Here is an 18,470-nt window from a genome sequence, read left to right as displayed (position 1 = left end):
GGGTTAGGGCGTCGCATTGTGCCGGGTGTTCCAGGCAACTGACTGGCGGTCGGCGCTGTCTATCGGCTAACGACAATAAAACGGATGACGACCATGGACGCCTGGTGGCAAGAAGTGCTTCAAACCCTGCACGCCGAATTCGCTGACATCGCCGATGCAAAGCAGCTCACGCAGATAACTGTTCGCCTGCTGATTGCCGCGATCCTGGGCGGTATCCTGGGGTTTGAGCGTGAGCACAAGGGCAAGGCGGCTGGGGTGCGCACCCACATGCTCGTGGCCTTGGGCGCTGCGCTGTTTGTGCTGGTGCCGCAGATGTCAGGCAGCCAGTCGGATGCGATGAGCAGGGTGTTGCAGGGAGTTATCGCCGGGATCGGCTTCCTGGGTGCCGGCACCATCCTCAAGGGCAAGGAGGATGAAGAGGGCCAGCACGTCAAAGGTCTTACCACTGCGGCCGGGTTATGGATGACCGCTGCGATCGGCGTGGCGGCAGGCGTCGGGCGTGAATCAACGGCGGTCTTGAGTACTCTGCTGGCGCTGGTTGTACTGAGCTTGATGCCCAAAGTCGTCAAGCTCTTCGAGAAGGAACATTGAGTCCGAGATCAATGAGCCTGCATCCTTGATCTAATGTGTGTTGGTTTGAGCGCTTCGGTGATGGTGTTTATATCCATTACCGTTTGTGCTGTGTCCTTCACGCACCTATTCAGTTGCTCGAATGCGCCTGCCGTGCCTCTGCAAAACTCATAGATATGTTGGAAACCATCATCGTCCCTGCCCGATATCCACTTTAAGATTAAGGCGATTTTCTGTTTGTCATAAGCCGCATGATAGTCGTTGAAATACAGTTGGGTGGACAATTTTACGCAGTCCTCGTCGCAGTTTTTTTGCAGAAACTCGCCGATGTCCGTCAGCAGGTGAGCAACTTCATTGGCATCTGGCTCTTTCAACATGGCGTCGAGACTTTCCTGACTGAAATGCACACGCATTTCATTGAGGACTCTACGCGACTTCAGTTCGTTGGGCGCGCGCAAAACCTGGGCGATATCGTCCTCTGTGAGGCTGGCTTTAAACTCTTTGAGATAACGCCGGCTGATAGAAACTTCGGGATCTACGTGTTGGTGGTGGCCCAGCTTCACATTAATGTCCGACATGGTATTAACCTGCTCGCGTTTAAGAAGGGGGAAAATGAAAGGTGCTCCAGTAATCGCGAGTAGGACTGTAGCAATAGGCGTACAGGCGAGATGTAGGCCATTTCACCTGTGCGCGCAGGGTATTGCTTTTTCAGGCGGGCACTTGATGCCGAGTACGCGTATGAGTGAGGGCGTTGATCAACCGGATTGAACAATCACCGGCGGCATGGTCGTGGGCGGTTCCTCAACCGGTGGCGGCACGTTTTCCGGCGGTTCCTTCTCCGGGATCGGTTGCGGTTCACTCGGCGGCAGGGTTGGATTGTCGATATTCGGGTCCGGGGTTTCAGCCGGGATCGGGATATTCATCGGTATGGCCTCCTTTGTGCTTTGCTCTATCGGTGGACAACCGCCGGGTCGGTTTGATTCCCGCCCAATGGCGGTACATCCACCTGAACTTTTCAGCGCAGCCCAGGCTCGGACCTATTACGGCCCTGCTCAGGGAGAGCGTCGCCGTCTCAGAATTCGGATCAAGCAAAGAGCGTCCACAGGGCGTAAGGGGAAGATGCTCGATGACTGCTGAAACACTGACTCCAGAAGACTCCATATTGCCGCTGTCCCAGGCGTTGCTGTTGCCCAGGATCGCGATTGAAAGCACCACGCCTGTCATTGACGGCGGTGAATTTGCAGTGAAGGCCGTGGTGGGCCAGCGCGTCAACGTCACCAGCAAGGTGTTTGCCGACGGCCATGACAAGCTTGCTGTGCTGATCCGCTGGCGCCCGCTGCGCGACGAAAGCTGGCACAGCGTGGTGATGAACGATGTGGGCAACAATGGCTGGGAAGGCGCGTTTACCGTGGCCGAGCAAGGCCCGCACGAATACTGCATCGAAGCCTGGATCGATACCTTTGCGAGCTTTTGCTACGAGTTGCGCAAAAAGCATGAGGCCGGTGTGCCGGTCAGCCTCGAACTGCAGGAAGGCCGCAGCCTGGTATTGCAGGCCGCCGAGCGCAGCGACAATGAGTTGCGCGACCGCCTGATGCTGCTGCACCACGAACTGTCGGGCCTGCTGGAAACCGAGCAGGTCGCGCAGTTCCTGCACGAAGACAGTGCGCATTTGATGACCCAGGCCGACCACCGCGCTTACTTGAGCATCAGCACGGTGTACCCGATTGATGTTGAGCGTGAGGCCGCGCAATTTGCCAGTTGGTATGAGCTGTTTCCGCGCTCGATCACCGATGATCCGGCGCGCCACGGTACTTTTAACGACGTGCATGCGCGGCTGTCGATGATCCATGACATGGGCTTTGACGTGCTGTATTTTCCGCCGATCCACCCGATCGGGCGCAGCCATCGCAAGGGCAAGAATAACTCACTGACCGCAGGCGCCGATGATCCCGGCAGCCCTTATGCGATCGGTAGCGAGGAGGGCGGCCATGAAGCCATCCACCCGCAGTTGGGTAGCCGCGACGACTTTCGCCGGCTGGTCAAGGCCGCCGCCGAGCATGGCCTGGAAATCGCCCTCGACTTTGCCATCCAGTGTTCCCAGGACCACCCGTGGCTCAAGCAGCATCCGGGCTGGTTCAACTGGCGCCCGGACGGCACGATCAAATACGCCGAGAACCCGCCGAAGAAATACCAGGACATCGTCAACGTCGACTTTTACGCCGCCGACTCGATCCCAAGCCTGTGGACCGAACTGCGCGACATTGTTGTGGGATGGGTGCAAGAGGGCGTGAAGACCTTTCGCGTGGATAACCCGCACACCAAGCCACTGCCATTCTGGCAATGGCTGATCAGTGACGTGCGCTCCAGGCACCCGGAGGTGATCTTCCTTGCCGAGGCCTTCACCACGCCGGCGATGATGGCGCGCCTGGGCAAGGTCGGTTATTCCCAGAGCTACACCTATTTCACTTGGCGTAATACCAAGGCCGAGTTGAGCGAGTACTTCACGCAGTTGAACGAATCGCCGTGGCGCGAGTGTTTCCGCCCGAACTTCTTTGTGAATACCCCGGATATCAACCCCGGCTTCCTGCACGAATCCGGGCGCCCGGGCTTTCTGATTCGCGCCGCGCTGGCCACCATGGGCTCGGGCTTGTGGGGCATGTATTCGGGGTTTGAACTGTGCGAAGCGGCGCCGGTGCCGGGCAAAGAGGAATACCTGGATTCGGAGAAATACGAGATCCGCCCCAGGGACTTCACCGCGCCCGGCAACATCATTGCCGAGATCGCCCAGCTCAACCGCATTCGTCGGCAGAACCCGGCGCTGCAGACGCATCTGGGCTTGAAGCTCTATAACGCCTGGAACGACAACATCCTGTACTTCGGCAAGCGCAGTGACGATGGCAGCAATTTTATCCTGGTGGCGGTCAACCTCGACCCGTTCAACGCCCAAGAGGCCCATTTCGAATTGCCCCTGTGGGAGCTCGGCCTGCCGGACGACGCCCAGACCCAAGGCGAAGACCTGATGAATGGGCATCGCTGGACCTGGTACGGCAAGAACCAGTGGATGCGCATTGAGCCGCAGATGCCGTTCGGGATTTGGCGTATCACCGTCTCCTGATCGGATGAAGATCAAAATGTGGGAGCGGGCTTGCTCGCGAAAGCGGAGTGTCAGGCAATACATCTGTAACTGATCCACCGTATTCGCGAGCAAGCCCGCTCCCACACTGACGGCGTCCAGACCCTAGATTTTTCAGTGTTCCAGGAGTTTCCAATGGCGAAGAAACCCACCCCAGCCACCTTCATCAAAGACCCGCTCTGGTACAAGGACGCGGTGATCTACCAAGTTCATGTCAAATCCTATTTCGATTCCAATAACGACGGTATCGGCGACTTACCCGGCCTGATCGCCAAGCTCGACTACATCGCCGATCTGGGCGTCAACACCATCTGGCTGTTGCCCTTCTACCCGTCGCCACGTCGCGACGATGGTTACGACATCGCCGAGTACCGTGGTGTGCACAGCGACTACGGGACCATGGCCGACGCCAAGCGCTTTATCAGCGAGGCGCACAAACGCGGCCTGCGGGTGATCACTGAACTGGTGATCAACCACACCTCCGACCAGCACCCTTGGTTCCAGCGGGCGCGCAAGGCCAAGCCGGGTTCGGCGGCGCGCGACTTCTACGTGTGGTCCGATGACGACCAGAAGTACGATGGCACGCGCATCATTTTTCTCGACACCGAAAAGTCCAACTGGACCTGGGACCCGGTCGCCGGCCAGTACTTCTGGCACCGTTTCTACTCGCATCAGCCGGATCTGAACTTCGATAACCCGCAAGTCATGAAAGCCGTGCTGTCGGTGATGCGCTACTGGCTGGACATGGGCATCGACGGCCTGCGTCTGGACGCGATTCCCTACCTGATCGAGCGCGATGGCACCAACAATGAGAACCTGCCGGAAACCCACGGCGTGCTCAAGCAGATCCGCGCCGAGATCGACGCGCATTACCCCGACCGCATGCTGCTGGCCGAAGCCAACCAGTGGCCGGAAGACACTCAACTGTATTTCGGTGACAAAAAAGGCGACGACGGCGACGAATGCCACATGGCTTTTCACTTCCCGCTGATGCCGCGCATGTACATGGCGCTGGCCCAGGAAGATCGCTTCCCCATTACCGATATTTTGCGCCAGACCCCGGAGATTCCCGCCAACTGCCAGTGGGCAATCTTCCTGCGCAACCACGATGAATTGACCCTGGAGATGGTCACCGACAAAGAGCGCGACTACCTGTGGAACTACTACGCCGCCGACCGCCGCGCGCGCATCAACCTGGGCATTCGTCGGCGGTTGGCGCCGCTGATGGAGCGTGACCGTCGCCGCGTTGAACTGCTCAACAGCCTGTTGCTGTCGATGCCCGGCACCCCAACCTTGTACTACGGCGATGAAATCGGCATGGGCGACAACATCTACCTGGGCGACCGCGACGGTGTGCGCACGCCGATGCAATGGTCCATCGACCGTAACGGCGGCTTCTCGCGCGCCGACCCGGCCAGCCTGGTGTTACCGCCGATCATGGACCCGCAATATGGCTACCTGTCGGTTAACGTCGAAACCCAGGCCCAGGACCCGCATTCACTGCTGAACTGGACCCGGCGCATGCTTGCAGTGCGTAAGCAGTCCAAGGCCTTTGGTCGCGGCAGCCTGAAAATGCTCTCGCCGAGCAACCGTCGCATCCTGGCGTATACCCGCGAGTTCACCGGCGACGATGGCCGCAGCGAAATCATCCTGTGTGTGGCCAACGTGTCGCGCAGCGCCCAGGCGGCCGAGCTGGACTTGTCGGCTTTCGCCGGCATGGTGCCGGTGGAGATGCTCGGCGGTAACGCGTTCCCGCCCATCGGCCAGCTGAATTTTCTGCTGACCCTTGCGCCGTATGGTTTCTATTGGTTTGTGCTGGCGGCAGAAAACCAGATGCCCAGCTGGCATGTAGAGCCGGCGCAGAGCATCCCGGATTTCACCACGCTGGTGCTTAAACAACGCATGGAAGAGTTACTCGATGAGCCATGCCGCACCACGCTGGAACACACCTCGCTGCCGGCATGGTTGCCCAAGCGGCGCTGGTTTGCCGGTAAAGACACGGCCATCGACCAGATAAAGATTGCCTACGGCGTGCGCTTTGGCGACTCGCAGCACCCGGTGCTGCTCAGCGAAGTCGAGGTAACCAGCGGCGGCCAGGTCAGTCGTTATCAGTTGCCGTTCGGTTTCCTCGCCGAAGACCAGTTCACCAGTGCCTTGCCCCAGCAACTGGCGCTTGCCCGCGTACGCCGGGGCCGCCAGGTCGGGCTGGTGACCGACGCCTTCAGCCTGGAACACTTTATCCGTGCGGTGATCCAGGGTTTGCAGGCGGGCACCGTGTTGGCCACCGACGAAGGCGAGTTGCGCTTTGAAGCCACGCCGCACCTGGCTGCGCTGCAACTGAGTGATGACTCCCAAGTGCGCTACCTGTCTGCCGAGCAGTCCAACAGTTCGGTGGTGGTGGGTGAAAGCCTGGTGCTCAAGTTAATCCGCAAAGTCAGCACTGGGGTACACCCGGAGCTGGAAATGAGTGCCTACCTGACGGCGGCCGATTACCCGAATATTTCGCCGTTGCTGGGCTCGATGATTCGTCGCGATGGCGAAGGGCAAGACAACCTGTTGATGATTGCCCAGGGCTATCTGAGCAACCAGGGCGATGCCTGGAGCTGGACCCAGAACAACCTGGAGCGCGCCATTCGCGACGAGTTGGCCGAAGCGATTTCCGAGCAGGAGCAACACTACAACGCTTTGGGCGAGCTGCAGGATTTTGCCGGCTTGCTCGGCCAGCGCCTGGGCGAAATGCACGCGGTACTGGCGGCGAAAACCACCAACAAAGACTTCAAGCCCGAGACCACCACGGCCAAGGACACCCAGGCTTGGGCCAAGGACATCGGCGCACAGATCGACCGCGCGCTGCACTTGTTAAAACTTCATCAAAGCCAGTTGAACCCCGCCGATCAGGCGCTGGTCAGTGAAATGCTGGGGCAGAAAAAAGCGCTCGCCAGCAGCATCCAGGCCCTGGCGAAAGCCACGGCGGGTGGCTTGCGGATTCGCGTCCACGGTGACTTGCACCTGGGCCAGGTGCTGGTGGTGAAGGGCGATGCGTATTTGATCGATTTTGAAGGCGAACCTGCGCGCCCTCTGCACGAGCGACGCGGCAAGCACAGCCCGTATAAAGATGTGAGTGGCGTGTTGCGCTCGTTTGATTACGCCGCCGCCATGGCCCTGAATGTGCAAGGTGTGGATCATTCACCGCAAGCGGATACCGCCCGCAAACGCGTGACTGACCGTTACCTGAGTGAAGCGCGCAGCGCTTTTATCCAGGCTTATCATCAGGCTACGTCTACACTGGCGCATGACTGGCAGGATGCCAAAGGCCAGGACGCAGCGCTGACGTTGTTCAGCCTGGAGAAGGCCGCGTACGAAGTGGCTTACGAAGCGGAAAATCGCCCGACCTGGTTGCCGGTGCCCCTGCAAGGGCTGCACGGTTTACTCAGCGGGCTGCTACCTATATCGAAGACTGCACGCGGTGAGGAGACGTCATGAGTTTTACACAGAGAGAACCGCTGCAAGCGAAGTTGACCGCCATGCCGGCGCCCAAGGATGTAGAAGCGCTGGTGCGCGCTGAACACCCGGACCCTTTTTCCATCCTGGGGCCGCACGATGACGAGCAGGGCGGGCAATTTATCCGCGCGTTCCTGCCCGAAGCCTTGAGCGTCCACGTGTTGGCCCGCGATAGCGGTGAAACCATCGGCAGCCTGGACGCGACCCAGGTGCCGGGTTTGTTTGTCGGGCATTTTTCCACGCGTCAGGGCTACTTGCTGAAAATTCAGTGGGCCGGCGGTGAGCAGATCACCGAAGACCCCTACAGCTTCAGCCAATTGCTGCTGGGTGAGATGGATTTGTACCTGTTTGCCGAAGGCAATCACCGTGACCTCAGCAGTTGCCTGGGGGCGCAGGTCACCAGCGTCGACGGCGTGCAAGGCGTGCGCTTTGCGGTGTGGGCGCCAAATGCGCGACGCGTGTCGGTGGTGGGTGACTTCAATATCTGGGACGGCCGCCGCCATCCGATGCGCCTGCGGCATCCGTCCGGCGTATGGGAGATCTTTATCCCACGCCTGCAAGCGGGCGCAGCCTACAAGTACGAGATTCTCGGTGCCCATGGGATTCTGCCGCTCAAGGCCGACCCAATGGCACTTGCGACCCAACTGCCGCCCGACACCGCCTCGAAAGTCGCCGCGCCGTTGCAAGTCGACTGGCAAGACCATGATTGGATGCAGGCGCGTGCCGACAAGCAAAAGGCCTCGGCGCCCTTATCGATCTATGAGCTGCATGTGGGGTCCTGGCAGTGTGAACTCGACGAGGCCGGTGAAGTGTCGCGCCAATATGGCTGGCGCGAACTGGCCGAGCGTTTGATTCCCTATGTGCAGCAACTGGGCTTTACCCATATCGAGCTGATGCCGATCATGGAACACCCGTTCGGTGGCTCCTGGGGTTATCAGGCGCTGTCGCAGTTTGCACCGAGCGCACGCTTTGGCTCGCCGGAAGACTTCGGGTTTTTCATCAACGCCCTGCACCAGGCTGACATCGGCGTGATCCTGGACTGGGTGCCGGCGCATTTTCCTACCGATACCCACGGCCTGGCGCAGTTCGATGGTACGGCGCTGTACGAATACGCTAACCCGCTCGAAGGTTTTCACCAGGACTGGGACACGCTGATCTACAACCTGGGCCGCACCGAAGTGCATGGTTTTATGCTGGCTTCGGCGCTGCATTGGCTCAAACACTTCCACATCGACGGTTTGCGCGTGGATGCCGTGGCCTCGATGCTCTATCGCGATTATTCGCGCAAAGCCGGGGAGTGGGTGCCGAACCGCCATGGCGGTCGCGAGAACCTGGAGGCCATCGACTTTCTGCGCCATCTCAATGATGTAGTGGCGCTGGAAGCGCCGGGCGCGCTGGTGATCGCCGAAGAGTCCACGGCCTGGCCGGGCGTCAGCCAGAGCACGCAGCAGGGCGGCCTGGGCTTCAACTACAAGTGGAACATGGGCTGGATGCACGATTCGCTGCATTACATCCAGCAAGACCCGGTGTACCGCGCCCATCATCACAATGAGCTGAGTTTCGGCCTGGTGTATGCGTGGTCCGAGCGGTTTATCCTGCCGATCTCCCACGACGAAGTGGTACACGGCAAGCATTCGCTGATCGACAAGATGCCTGGCGACCGCTGGCAGAAGTTCGCCAACCTGCGCGCCTACCTGAGCTTTATGTGGATGCACCCCGGCAAGAAGCTACTGTTTATGGGCTGCGAGTTCGGCCAATGGCGCGAGTGGAACCACGACCAGCAGTTGGACTGGTACTTGCTGCAATACCCTGAACACCGTGGTGTGCAGAAACTGGTCGGCGACCTTAACCGCCTGTACCGCGAAGAGCCGGCGCTGCATGAGCAGGACGATGCGCCGCAAGGCTTCCAATGGTTGATTGGCGACGACGCGATCAACAGCGTCTATGCCTGGCTGCGCTGGAGCAAGGACGGCAAGCCGGTGCTGGTGGTGGCCAACTTCACGCCGGTGCCACGTGAGGGCTATACGGTCGGTGTGCCGTTTGCCGGACGCTGGAGCGAGGTGATCAACAGCGATGCCGACACCTATGCCGGCTCCAATTATGGCAACGGTGGCGAAGTGTTCACCCAAGAGGAGGCGCGCCATGGGCAGCCGGTGTCGCTGTCGCTGAATCTGCCACCTTTGGGCGTATTGATTCTTCGCCCGGAGCCGCTTTAAGGGCTCTAGCGTGGTGGATTCTGTTGTCCGCGCTACTGGCAGGGTGCCACAATGGCGCCTTTGTCGTGGCAGTCGAAGCAGGCGTATTTCATGAACGGCCTTGGGCGTGGGCAAGACCCGGATGAACTTATCGAACAGCAGGTGCGAACCGACCGTTTGCACCAACTGTTTCGCCAATCGTTCTCGGCTATTTTCGGCAGCTACCTGGGCGCCGTCATGCTCTGCTGGCTGTGCTGGAGCCGGTTTGACCACAAGGTCATGCTGGCCTGGCTGGCGGTGCTGGCGGTGACATCGCTGGTGCGCGTCAAGCTGTTCACCGACTGGTTTGGCTGCCCCGACAGCGGGCGCACACCCGAACGCTGGGAGCGCCGCTATTGGGTCACGCTGATGCTGTCAGCCGGCACCTGGGGCCTCGGCGCCCTGGCCGTGATGCCGCCGGATGATCGCGTCTCCCAAGTGCTGGTCATGCTGTTTACCGTGGGCATGTCGGTCAGCGCAGTTTCGTGTTATTCGGCCTATCGCTATATGACCCTGGGCTCCATGGCGCTGGTACTGTTGCCGTGCACCCTGTGGTTGCTGTTCCAGCCGGCGCCGATGCAAGTGGGGGTGGCGATTGCGGTGCTGGTGTTTTCGACCTTTGTGGTCAGCGCCACACGCAAGCTCTCGGATGCACTGGAGAAAGCCTTCCGCCTGACCCGGCAGATGGAGCGTGCCCACCATATCTCCACGCACGCCGCGCAGACCGACGAGCTCACCGGGCTGATGAACCGTCGCGCGTTTTTCGAACATGCCCACCTGCTGTACGCGCAATGCCGCCACAACCAGCAGCCGCTGAGCGCGCTGATGCTGGACATGGACCACTTCAAGGACATCAACGACACTTACGGCCACCAGGCCGGTGACCAGGTGTTGCGCCAGATTGGCGGGGTGATCAGCGCGTCGTTTCGCCAGGCCGACGTCTATGGTCGGCTCGGTGGTGAAGAATTCGCGGTGTTGCTGCCCAACACCTCGCTGGAAACCGCAAGGGGCATCGCCGAGCAACTGGTCCTGGCGATTTCGGGCCTGGCCTCTGAACCGGTGAAGGGCTTGACCGCCAGCCTCGGTGTGGCCACCACCCGCAGCCTTGATCAGGACTTGCACAGCCTGATGAACAACGCCGACAAAGCGCTGTACCGCGCCAAGGCCATGGGGCGTAATCAGGTGGCTGTCGCGCATTAGCGCGTCACTCCTTGAGCATCGACCTGGCCAATGCCCGCGCCACTTGGTCGGCGGAGTAGGGCTTGGGGAGAAACTCGAAGCCTTCATAGCCGCTGTCAGCCAGTTCTTCGCTGTAGCCCGACGTGAGCACCACCGGCAAATCGGGGCGGCGCTGGCGCAGCAGTTTGCTCATGGCCACGCCCGTCATGCCGGGCATTACTACATCGGAAAAAATCGCGTCAAACGCCATGCCGTCCGGGCCGGCCAGCGCAAGTGCCTGCTCGGCATTGGTGGCCCAGGTAGTCCGGTAGCCCAGGTCCTGCAGTATCTGGTTGGCGAAGCGGCCAACCTCAAGGTTGTCTTCCACGATCAGGATGTGGCGCGCCGCAGTGTCGGGCACCGGGCCTTGGTCTTCCTGTACCGGGCAGGCCTGCACTGCCACAGGTTCCGCCTCGGGCAGATACAGGGTAAACACGCTGCCCTGGCCGAGGTTGCTGGTAACGTCGACGTTGCCACCGGACTGTTTGGCAAACCCGAACACCTGGGACAAGCCAAGCCCGGTACCTTTGCCCACCGCCTTAGTGGTAAAGAACGGTTCGAAAATACGCTCGACGGTGTCGACGGCAATGCCGCTGCCAGTATCAGCCAGCGCGATACTCACAAAGGGTTGGCTTGATTCGGCATCGCCACGGATACGCGGCAGCGTTGCGATGTGGGCGACGCGCAGGGTCAGGGTGCCTTGGCCCTCCATGGCATCGCGGGCATTGAGCGCGATGTTGATCAGCGCGGTTTCAAATTGGCTGGAATCGACGCGCACATGGCACGGTCGCTGCGGCAGTTCCAGCTGCACGCGGATACGCGCACCGGTGAGGCTTTCGAGCATCTCGCCGATGTTCTTGACCCGCAGGCTCACATCGAAGACTTCCGGGTTCAGCGGCTGGCGGCGGGCAAACGCGAGCAATTGGCTGGTCAGTTTGCTGGCGCGCTCGACGGTGTCGGACACGGCGCTCATGTAGCGTTGGCGGCGTTCTTCGGACAACCCCGGCTGGCGCAGAAAATCCACCGAGGAGCGGATAATGGTCAGCAGGTTGTTGAAATCGTGGGCCACGCCGCCGGTCAACTGGCCGATGGCTTCGAGCTTCTGCGACTGGCGCAACGCGGCTTCGGCCTGGGCCAGTGCCAGGGTGCGTTCTTCGACGCGTTGCTCCAGGGTGGTGTTGAGTTCGGCAAAGGCTGCCAGGCCTTCACGCACATGAGCATCGGCGCGCACGCGCTCGATATGCGCCCAGGAGCGCTCGGTGACTTCGCGCAGCAACGCCAGGTCGTAGCTCGACCACAGCCGTGGAGATTTATCGTGTACCGCCATCAAGGCCGTCAGCCGACCATTCTTGATCAGGGGCATGCAGATCGTGGCGCTGACGCCCAGCGCCTGGAAAGACGCCGACTCTTCTGGCGGCAGTTCGCGCAGGTTGTCATGGATCACCAGCGGTTCACCGGCCCGCAGGCAGTTGACGGCCGTTTCACCGAAAGCCGCCAGGCTGTAGCGGCCGATGATGCTGGGCGAACCGGGTGCCACCCAATTGTCGCGAATGGTAAAGCCGTCTTCATCGGCGTCCATGTCGGCGTAGGCGCAGTTGCTCACCTGCAGATGTTCGGCGACCAACTGGGTGGTGCCGGTCAGGATGGTTTCGGCATCGGCCGCATTGGCTACGGTGTGGCTGATGGCATCCAGCACCGCCAGGCGCCGGGCGAGGAATACCGTGGTGGTGGTTTCCGACACGGTGTCGAGAATGCCGACCACCTTGCCCTCGCGGTCACGAATCGGGCTGTAGCAAAAGGTAAAGTACGCCTGGTCCCGCGTGGGGCCGCGTTCAATCACCAGGGGGAAATTTTCGATGTAGGTGGCATGGCCTTGGAAGGCGGCATCGGCAATAGGGCTGATATCCGCCCACACCTCATGCCACACCTCGCTGAACGGGCGGCCCAACGCCTCGGGCTTGGTGCCCAGGATCGGTATGAATGCGTCGTTATAGAGCGTTATCAACTGCGGGCCCCAGACAATCGCCTGGGGAAAGCTCGATGCGAAGCACAGCGCCACGGTGGTCTTGAGCACGTCGGGCCACTGCTCCAGTGGGCCCAGTGGCGTGTTCGCCCAGTCATGCTGGCGAACCCGCTCAGCCATGTCGCTGCTGCTTTGCAGCCAATTCATCATTGCGAGAACACCTTGTTTACCACGGTCTGTCGAGGGCCTGAAGCGGTCAGGCTAACAAGCAACAGACCGGATTGAATGCCGCCAGTTCAGCACGATTATCGAGGTGATAGCAATTTGATGTTCTATCCAAATGAATAGGCCTGCAATCGTGCCTGAAAGCGCCTATTGGGCGCCGAGAACCCCCGTCCAATAAATGCCCGCGTCACTTTTAGGGTCCATGGCGTAGGCCGCGCCCAATTCTCGAAATTGCGGGTTCATCAGATTGGCGCAATGCCCGGGGCTGGCGAGCCAGCCGTCCACCACTTTGCGCGGGTTATCGAGGCCGGCGGCGATGTTTTCGCCGATGTTTTTTGCGATGTACCCGGCCAATTCCGCACGATCGCCAGGCGTACGGCCGTCATGATCCAGGTGGTCGAAGAAATTGCCATTGGCCATGTTGCGCGAATGGCTGTTGGCGGCGTTGGCCAGGTCATCATTCCACGACAGCGGCGTCGTTGCGGTAAACGCCTGGGTGCCGCATTGGCGCGGTTGCTGACGGGCAGTGTTGACCAGATCGAGGAGTTTTTTGCCCTCGGTCTGCCAATCGCCAAGGCCGCTGGTGAGCAGCGGGCGTGCCAGCACGATGCGCCAGTCCTGGCCGCTGTTGCTCACGCCGATATCGACAAATTGCGGGTCCAGCACCACGCGGCAGAAGCTTTCGCGCACGGCCTTCATCGCCGCCTGGGCGTCTTTGGGGCCGGAGAGGCTGATGGCCTGCACATTCACCATCGGGTACGCGGCCCGCGCCAGCGCCTGCTGCAAGTCGCCGACATTGGTGGCCGGCAGCACCAGCCGCGTATCGCTGGCCAGCGGTGGCAGTTCCTGGGAACCCTGGTTGCCGCAGCGCTGAACCTGGCTGCGGTATTCGTTGATCTGTTGCACCAACTGACTTTCTTCATTCGCCATCGCGCTGGCGCAGAACACCGAACTGGCGGCCAGCGTCGTCAGACCCATCATCAATGACAGCACGCGCATGGACGTTACCCTTGAGCTTGAAAGTGCCCATGATGCGCGAAGTAACCCGGTTTGGGGCAACGCCTTTTTTGTTTTTTTGCCTCAACGGGTGTTCTGCGGGCAGATCGCGGCGCGGTGGCGGCCCCAGGCAAAAGTGCTGGCGGTGACGATCAGCGCCAACGCCACGGCGAAGGTCAGGTGCAAGCCATGGGCGACACTGAGCGGCGCTGCGTGGGCCACATCGGGGCTGGCCAACGCAAACACTGCGCCCAGGGCCCAAGCACCAAAAATCAGGCCCAGGTTGCGCGACAGGTTCAGCAGGCCGGAGACAGTGCCTCGGCGTGTCGGCGCGACGTCGCTCATCACTGCGGTGTTATTGGCCGCTTGAAACAGGCTGTAGCCGGTGGTGAGCAGGATCAGGGCGCCGAGGTAAGCCAGCAGTCCCGCCGCCAAAGACAGCGACAGCGCGCCAAGGGCCATGACGCCCAGGCCCGCGAGTGTCACGCGATGGCTGCCCAGACGATCGGTGAGGCGGCCCGCCGGCACGCCGGTCAGTGCCGCCACACAAGGGCCGACGGCCATGGCCAGGCCCATCCAGGCCGGGTCCAACCCCAGCCCACGGGACAGGTAGAACGGCCCGACCACGAACGTGGCCATGATCACTGCCGCCACCAGCGCGCTCATCGCCAACCCGGCACGCAGCGACGGGTCTTGCAACGGCTGCCAGAAAGCACCGTCCGATACGCGGGCGCTGGCCTGGCGATCTGTCGGTAAGTAATAAAAGGCGAGGGCAGCCGCCAACAGGCCCAGCGGTACACCGACTGCGAATAACGCGCGCCAGCCCCACAGGCTCAGCAACACCCCGCCGGCACTGGGGCCTATGGCGGTGCCGACTGCCGACATCGTGCCCAACAAGCCCATCACCTGTCCGGTGCGTGCCTTGGTCACCGTATCGCCGACCAGGCCCAGGGTCATCGCCATCATGCTGGCTGCGCCCAACCCTTGCAGGGCGCGCGCGGCAATCAGCCAGCCAAGCGATGGGGCCGCCGCGCACAGTGCGCACGCTACGGCGAACAACAGCAAGCCGGCGAGCAAGACGCGCTTGCGCCCGAAGCGATCACCCAGGCGGCCAGCGCCGACAATCACCGCCGTGATCGCCAGCAGGTAGGCGAGCACGACCCACTGCACGGCATGGAAGGATGCATCAAATGCCTGTGCCAGGCTGGGCAGGCCGACATTGGCGATGCTGGTGCCTAAAGACGCCAGCAACATGGACAGCGACAAACTGACGAGCGCGGCGCGTGAAGAGCTGTGCATGGACGATTCCTTGAATGAAGGCAACTGACACAACTCTACGGCGTGGCCTAATATGGCGGAAGACGCATGGGTTGCAGCTAATACCTGCATCAAACGCCTGATAAGGAGCGCGTATGCCCGACCTGAATTTGCTCATTACCCTGGATACCTTGCTCAGCGAGGGCAGTGTCGCCGCTGCCGCCAAGCGCCTGCGCCTGAGCCCTTCGGCCATGAGCCGTGCCCTGGCACGCCTGCGTGAAACTACCGGTGACCCCTTGCTGGTGCGCGCCGGGCGCGGGCTGGTGCCGACACCACGCGCAGTCGAACTGCGTGAACAGGTCAGCCGTTTGGTGCAAGAGGCCCAGGCGGTGCTGCGCCCGGCGCAAGCGTTGGACATGGGGCAGGTGGTACGCACGTTCACGCTGCGCTCCAGCGAGGAGTTTGTCGAAAACCTCGGCCCGGCGTTGCTCGCGCGTATCGCCCAGCAAGCGCCGGGCGTGCGCCTGCGTTTTGTCGACAAGAGCGACAAGGACTCGGCGCTGCTGCGCGAGGGCAGTATTGACCTGTCGATTGGCGTGGTCGACGCCAGCGCCAGCCCCGAGCTGCTGACCCAGGCGTTGTTCCGTGACCGGCTGATCGGTGTGGTCCGCAGCGGCCATCCGCTGAGCAAGGGTGACGTCAGTGCCGAGCGTTTTGCCCAGGGCCGGCATGTCTACGTGTCCCGCCGTGGGCTCGACCGTGGTCAGGTCGACGACGCGCTGCAAGCCCAAGGCCTGACGCGGGACATCAGCACCATCGTCGCCGGCTTTGCCACCGCCATCGCCCTGGCCCGCGACACCGACCTGATCGCCAGCGTGCCCGAACGCTACACCGCCCATCAGCGCGACGGGCTGCACAGCTTCGCACTGCCGATAGTCGTCCCGCCGTTCACCGTGGCCATGCTCTGGCACCCGCGCCTGGATGCCGATGTGGCCCACCGCTGGTTGCGCGGCTGTTTGCGCGAGGTGTGCGGGCAGCAGGTACAATCACCGCTGCCTTGACGCTAAACCCAGGAATTTGCATGTTCAGCCTTACCCGCTACACCACCGCGTGCCCCGAGCCGATCAACAGCCAAATCCTGCAGATGGTGGTAGACAACCTCACCGACATCAGCAGCGTGGCGTTGCCGCCGAGCAATTTGCTCTACAACATCTATCAATATGCCGTCGGTTACGAGGTGCACCTGTACCTTGAGGCGCTGAACGGCGCCAAGGGCATCGCGGTTGAACTGGTGGTGGCGATGCAGGAAGAACAGGTGATCGGCTTTTGCCTGTACCTGCCCGTCAAGGATGACCCGCACGCCTGTGGCATTCCCTTCATGGCAGTGCAGGCCGGGCACCGGCGCCAGGGCGTGGCCCGCGCCATGCTTGGCGAGGTGCTGGCGCGTTATCCCCACGCAGAGCTGGCCTGCTCAGTGGAAAAAGTCCCGGCATACCAAGCGCTGGGCTTTCAACTGCGTGGCGCGCGGGGCACCCAAGTGTTGATGAACACGCGCGACTACGGCACCGATGGCTTGATGGGCGTGCTGGACGTGGCTGCGATCTACAGCTCACTGGAGGTGCGGCAGATTCATACGTACTTGCTGCAAAAACATGGCAAGCGCGCGATGGTGGATGCCGAGAAGCAGCGTGATCGGCACTTGGATCATCTGACACGCAAGGTGAGGTTGTTTGTAAACCAGCATCTGGCGTGAACTTAAAACCTCTCTCGGGAGGTTTTTTATTGGGTGCGCCAAGCCTAGCGCGTGGCGCGAAAGCGTAACCAGCTTTGCTGTGGTGGTCACGCTAGTGATTTGGTGGTCAAAGCCCTCTAGACAGCCATCAAGGGACGTTGCAAGCCAGAGGCAGGGTGATCGTTTGATTTTTTACTAACTGGCCGGTGTTTGTACTTGTTTTCTGTGTACATATAAATAGACCGCGATTGACACTGATGCAGTTAAAAAAGCTAAGCAGGCTGCCACGATAAAGGGCGCTGGGCGACCACCTGCGATTATTAGTACTGTTCCTATAGAAGGCCCGATTATAACGCATAAGATTTGGATGCTTCTAAAAGACATGGATACCCTTCCGAGAGTGTGAGAGGGGCATAGTTGTTGAAGGATTATATTTGAAGATATTATTAGCATTTCATAACCGAAGCCATTCACAAACCAAACCAACGGATAGAGATAGGCCCTTCCAGGTACCTGGAGAAGTAATAAGGTCGCGGTCAGGATTAACGCTGTGGAGAAAACAATCAGGGCATTTATCCGAAGTAGAAGCTCATCGACATGGCTAAACTTGAACTTTATCAGCAGTGCGGCCCCTATCGCGCCCGCCGCTGTTGCGGAGACGATGACGGAGAAATTAACTGAAGGTAAACCTTCATAGGCCAAGAAGGAAGCCAAATGCGGGTCGTAGATTCCTAAAGCCAACGAAGTGAGTAGGGAGTACAAAAAGCCGATTCGTAGTTGAAAAGGCAAGGCATTAAATATAACAAATCCTCTTGCTATGTCGCGATAGAGTGGAAGGACTTTCGTGGAGGAGTCATTAATTTGCGTTTGGAATATAAGGCAGATATGCCTCAGAAGTGGGAAGCTCAAAAGTACGGCAGCAGCCGACAAAAAGAATAGATCCTTGGGGGAGAAAAATACCGTCAACATTCCTGCTAGTAACGGCGCAAGAATTTTTGTGGACTGATCAAATACACTGGGGCAACTGAAAAAAGATTTGCGCTCGTCAGCCAGTATCAGTTGCCGAACCATAATGGTTATTGAGGGGAAGTATAGTAAGTTTGAAACGCCCTTCAAAATAACAAAAAGCAAAAAAATCTGAAGGTTTGGAGACACTGCGAGGGCTAAGGTAGACAGTATGCGGAGTAAAGCGCCCAGTGCCAAAGTTTTCCGTGCGTCGTGTCGATCTATGAGTGCTCCGACAATAGGGCCTAGAAATAACATGGGTGCACCTAGGCAAAAAGCCAGGATCGCTATCGACGAAGGCGAGGCATGCCACAAATAGACGGGAACCGTAAAGATTAAAAAAATATCAAGCCATAGTGAGAGGCTGGAGAGTGCTTGCACACAAACAAGCTTACTTGACGTTTTCATGATGTCGATCTGAGTTAAGAAAAAATGTGTCTTCAATTACGAAGCCGTCAAGGTTGTGCTCGCTGGCGAAGCGATACAGGTCGCTCAATCTATTTATAAAGCCGCGGACATTAAAACTCAGGGAAATGTTATAAGCCGCACCGGCTATTGATGCCTCAATATAGTGTCGATTTTGTAACATGTAGCGCCTCAGGGGTATTGCCTCCGAAGGTTTGTGGCGCGTTTAAA

13 protein-coding genes are annotated in these 18,470 nt (G+C 59.9%); 7 read left to right on the top strand and 6 right to left on the bottom strand.

Annotated elements, in window-relative coordinates:
* The first annotated feature begins 93 nt into the window (after positions 1–93).
* Complete coding sequence (locus FFI16_RS12980; protein ID WP_138817491.1) at positions 94–591, top strand: MgtC/SapB family protein; 498 nt, start codon at positions 94–96, stop codon at positions 589–591.
* Positions 592–599: 8 nt separating this feature from the next.
* Here the strand turns inward: FFI16_RS12980 and FFI16_RS12975 are convergent, their stop codons facing one another.
* Both FFI16_RS12975 and FFI16_RS30485 read right to left on the bottom strand, forming a co-directional pair.
* Complete coding sequence (locus FFI16_RS12975) at positions 600–1,148, bottom strand: hypothetical protein (RefSeq protein ID WP_138817492.1); 549 nt, start codon at positions 1,146–1,148, stop codon at positions 600–602.
* Positions 1,149–1,325: 177 nt separating this feature from the next.
* Entirely contained in the window at positions 1,326–1,493 is a 168-nt protein-coding gene (locus FFI16_RS30485) for a hypothetical protein (protein ID WP_178112673.1), read from the bottom strand.
* 203 nt (positions 1,494–1,696) lie between these two features.
* Between FFI16_RS30485 and FFI16_RS12970 the strand changes: the two genes are divergently transcribed.
* The 4 genes from FFI16_RS12970 to FFI16_RS12955 all read left to right on the top strand — a co-directional run bounded on the left by FFI16_RS12970 (position 1,697) and on the right by FFI16_RS12955 (position 10,638).
* On the top strand, positions 1,697–3,685 hold the full coding sequence (locus FFI16_RS12970) for an alpha-1,4-glucan--maltose-1-phosphate maltosyltransferase (protein WP_138817493.1): 1,989 nt from the start codon (positions 1,697–1,699) through the stop codon (positions 3,683–3,685).
* Positions 3,686–3,838: 153 nt separating this feature from the next.
* Complete coding sequence (treS, locus tag FFI16_RS12965) at positions 3,839–7,186, top strand: maltose alpha-D-glucosyltransferase (RefSeq protein WP_138817494.1); 3,348 nt, start codon at positions 3,839–3,841, stop codon at positions 7,184–7,186.
* The gene (gene glgB / locus FFI16_RS12960; RefSeq protein ID WP_138817495.1) at positions 7,183–9,420 is read left to right on the top strand and encodes a 1,4-alpha-glucan branching protein GlgB; all 2,238 of its coding nucleotides are present in this window, start codon (positions 7,183–7,185) and stop codon (positions 9,418–9,420) included. Before treS ends, glgB begins: the two co-directional genes overlap by 4 nt.
* 51 nt (positions 9,421–9,471) lie before the next feature.
* Entirely contained in the window at positions 9,472–10,638 is a 1,167-nt protein-coding gene (locus FFI16_RS12955) for a GGDEF domain-containing protein (RefSeq protein WP_138817496.1), read from the top strand.
* A gap of 4 nt (positions 10,639–10,642) precedes the next feature.
* On the opposite strand, the gene FFI16_RS12950 is transcribed toward FFI16_RS12955, so the two are convergent.
* The 3 genes from FFI16_RS12950 to FFI16_RS12940 all read right to left on the bottom strand — a co-directional run bounded on the left by FFI16_RS12950 (position 10,643) and on the right by FFI16_RS12940 (position 15,139).
* A complete protein-coding gene (locus FFI16_RS12950; protein WP_138817497.1) occupies positions 10,643–12,829 on the bottom strand; it encodes a GAF domain-containing protein in 2,187 nt (728 codons plus the stop codon).
* Positions 12,830–12,991: 162 nt separating this feature from the next.
* Entirely contained in the window at positions 12,992–13,843 is an 852-nt protein-coding gene (locus FFI16_RS12945; RefSeq protein ID WP_138817498.1) for a CAP domain-containing protein, read from the bottom strand.
* An 81-nt stretch (positions 13,844–13,924) separates the two neighbouring features.
* Positions 13,925–15,139 (bottom strand): MFS transporter, encoded by a 1,215-nt coding sequence (locus tag FFI16_RS12940; protein WP_138817499.1) that lies wholly within the window; start codon positions 15,137–15,139, stop codon positions 13,925–13,927.
* A gap of 113 nt (positions 15,140–15,252) precedes the next feature.
* Here FFI16_RS12940 and FFI16_RS12935 point away from each other — a divergent pair, with 113 nt between their 5' ends.
* Both FFI16_RS12935 and FFI16_RS12930 read left to right on the top strand, forming a co-directional pair.
* Positions 15,253–16,158, top strand: coding sequence for a LysR family transcriptional regulator (locus tag FFI16_RS12935; protein WP_138817500.1), 906 nt, complete (start codon positions 15,253–15,255; stop codon positions 16,156–16,158).
* 20 nt (positions 16,159–16,178) lie between these two features.
* Positions 16,179–16,850, top strand: coding sequence for a GNAT family N-acetyltransferase (locus FFI16_RS12930; RefSeq protein WP_138817501.1), 672 nt, complete (start codon positions 16,179–16,181; stop codon positions 16,848–16,850).
* A 174-nt stretch (positions 16,851–17,024) separates the two neighbouring features.
* On the opposite strand, the gene FFI16_RS12925 is transcribed toward FFI16_RS12930, so the two are convergent.
* Complete coding sequence (locus tag FFI16_RS12925; RefSeq protein WP_256666252.1) at positions 17,025–18,242, bottom strand: MFS transporter; 1,218 nt, start codon at positions 18,240–18,242, stop codon at positions 17,025–17,027.
* Positions 18,243–18,470 lie beyond the last annotated feature (228 nt).

The organism is Pseudomonas sp. KBS0710 (genome assembly GCF_005938045.2).
Taxonomy (GTDB): domain Bacteria; phylum Pseudomonadota; class Gammaproteobacteria; order Pseudomonadales; family Pseudomonadaceae; genus Aquipseudomonas.
Note: the sequence above shows the minus strand (reverse complement) of the source record. Positions and strands in the feature narration are given on the sequence as shown.

Bases quoted from the DNA above. Each gene is read 5' to 3' on its own strand.
- FFI16_RS12980 (WP_138817491.1), top strand. From the start codon at position 94: ATGGACGCCTGGTGGCAAGAAGTGCTTCAAACCCTGCACGCCGAATTC.
- FFI16_RS12975 (WP_138817492.1), bottom strand. From the start codon at position 1,148: ATGTCGGACATTAATGTGAAGCTGGGCCACCACCAACACGTAGATCCC.
- FFI16_RS30485 (WP_178112673.1), bottom strand. From the start codon at position 1,493: ATGAATATCCCGATCCCGGCTGAAACCCCGGACCCGAATATCGACAAT.
- FFI16_RS12970 (WP_138817493.1), top strand. From the start codon at position 1,697: ATGACTGCTGAAACACTGACTCCAGAAGACTCCATATTGCCGCTGTCC.
- treS (WP_138817494.1), top strand. From the start codon at position 3,839: ATGGCGAAGAAACCCACCCCAGCCACCTTCATCAAAGACCCGCTCTGG.
- glgB (WP_138817495.1), top strand. From the start codon at position 7,183: ATGAGTTTTACACAGAGAGAACCGCTGCAAGCGAAGTTGACCGCCATG.
- FFI16_RS12955 (WP_138817496.1), top strand. From the start codon at position 9,472: ATGGCGCCTTTGTCGTGGCAGTCGAAGCAGGCGTATTTCATGAACGGC.
- FFI16_RS12950 (WP_138817497.1), bottom strand. From the start codon at position 12,829: ATGATGAATTGGCTGCAAAGCAGCAGCGACATGGCTGAGCGGGTTCGC.
- FFI16_RS12945 (WP_138817498.1), bottom strand. From the start codon at position 13,843: ATGCGCGTGCTGTCATTGATGATGGGTCTGACGACGCTGGCCGCCAGT.
- FFI16_RS12940 (WP_138817499.1), bottom strand. From the start codon at position 15,139: ATGCACAGCTCTTCACGCGCCGCGCTCGTCAGTTTGTCGCTGTCCATG.
- FFI16_RS12935 (WP_138817500.1), top strand. From the start codon at position 15,253: ATGCCCGACCTGAATTTGCTCATTACCCTGGATACCTTGCTCAGCGAG.
- FFI16_RS12930 (WP_138817501.1), top strand. From the start codon at position 16,179: ATGTTCAGCCTTACCCGCTACACCACCGCGTGCCCCGAGCCGATCAAC.
- FFI16_RS12925 (WP_256666252.1), bottom strand. From the start codon at position 18,242: ATGAAAACGTCAAGTAAGCTTGTTTGTGTGCAAGCACTCTCCAGCCTC.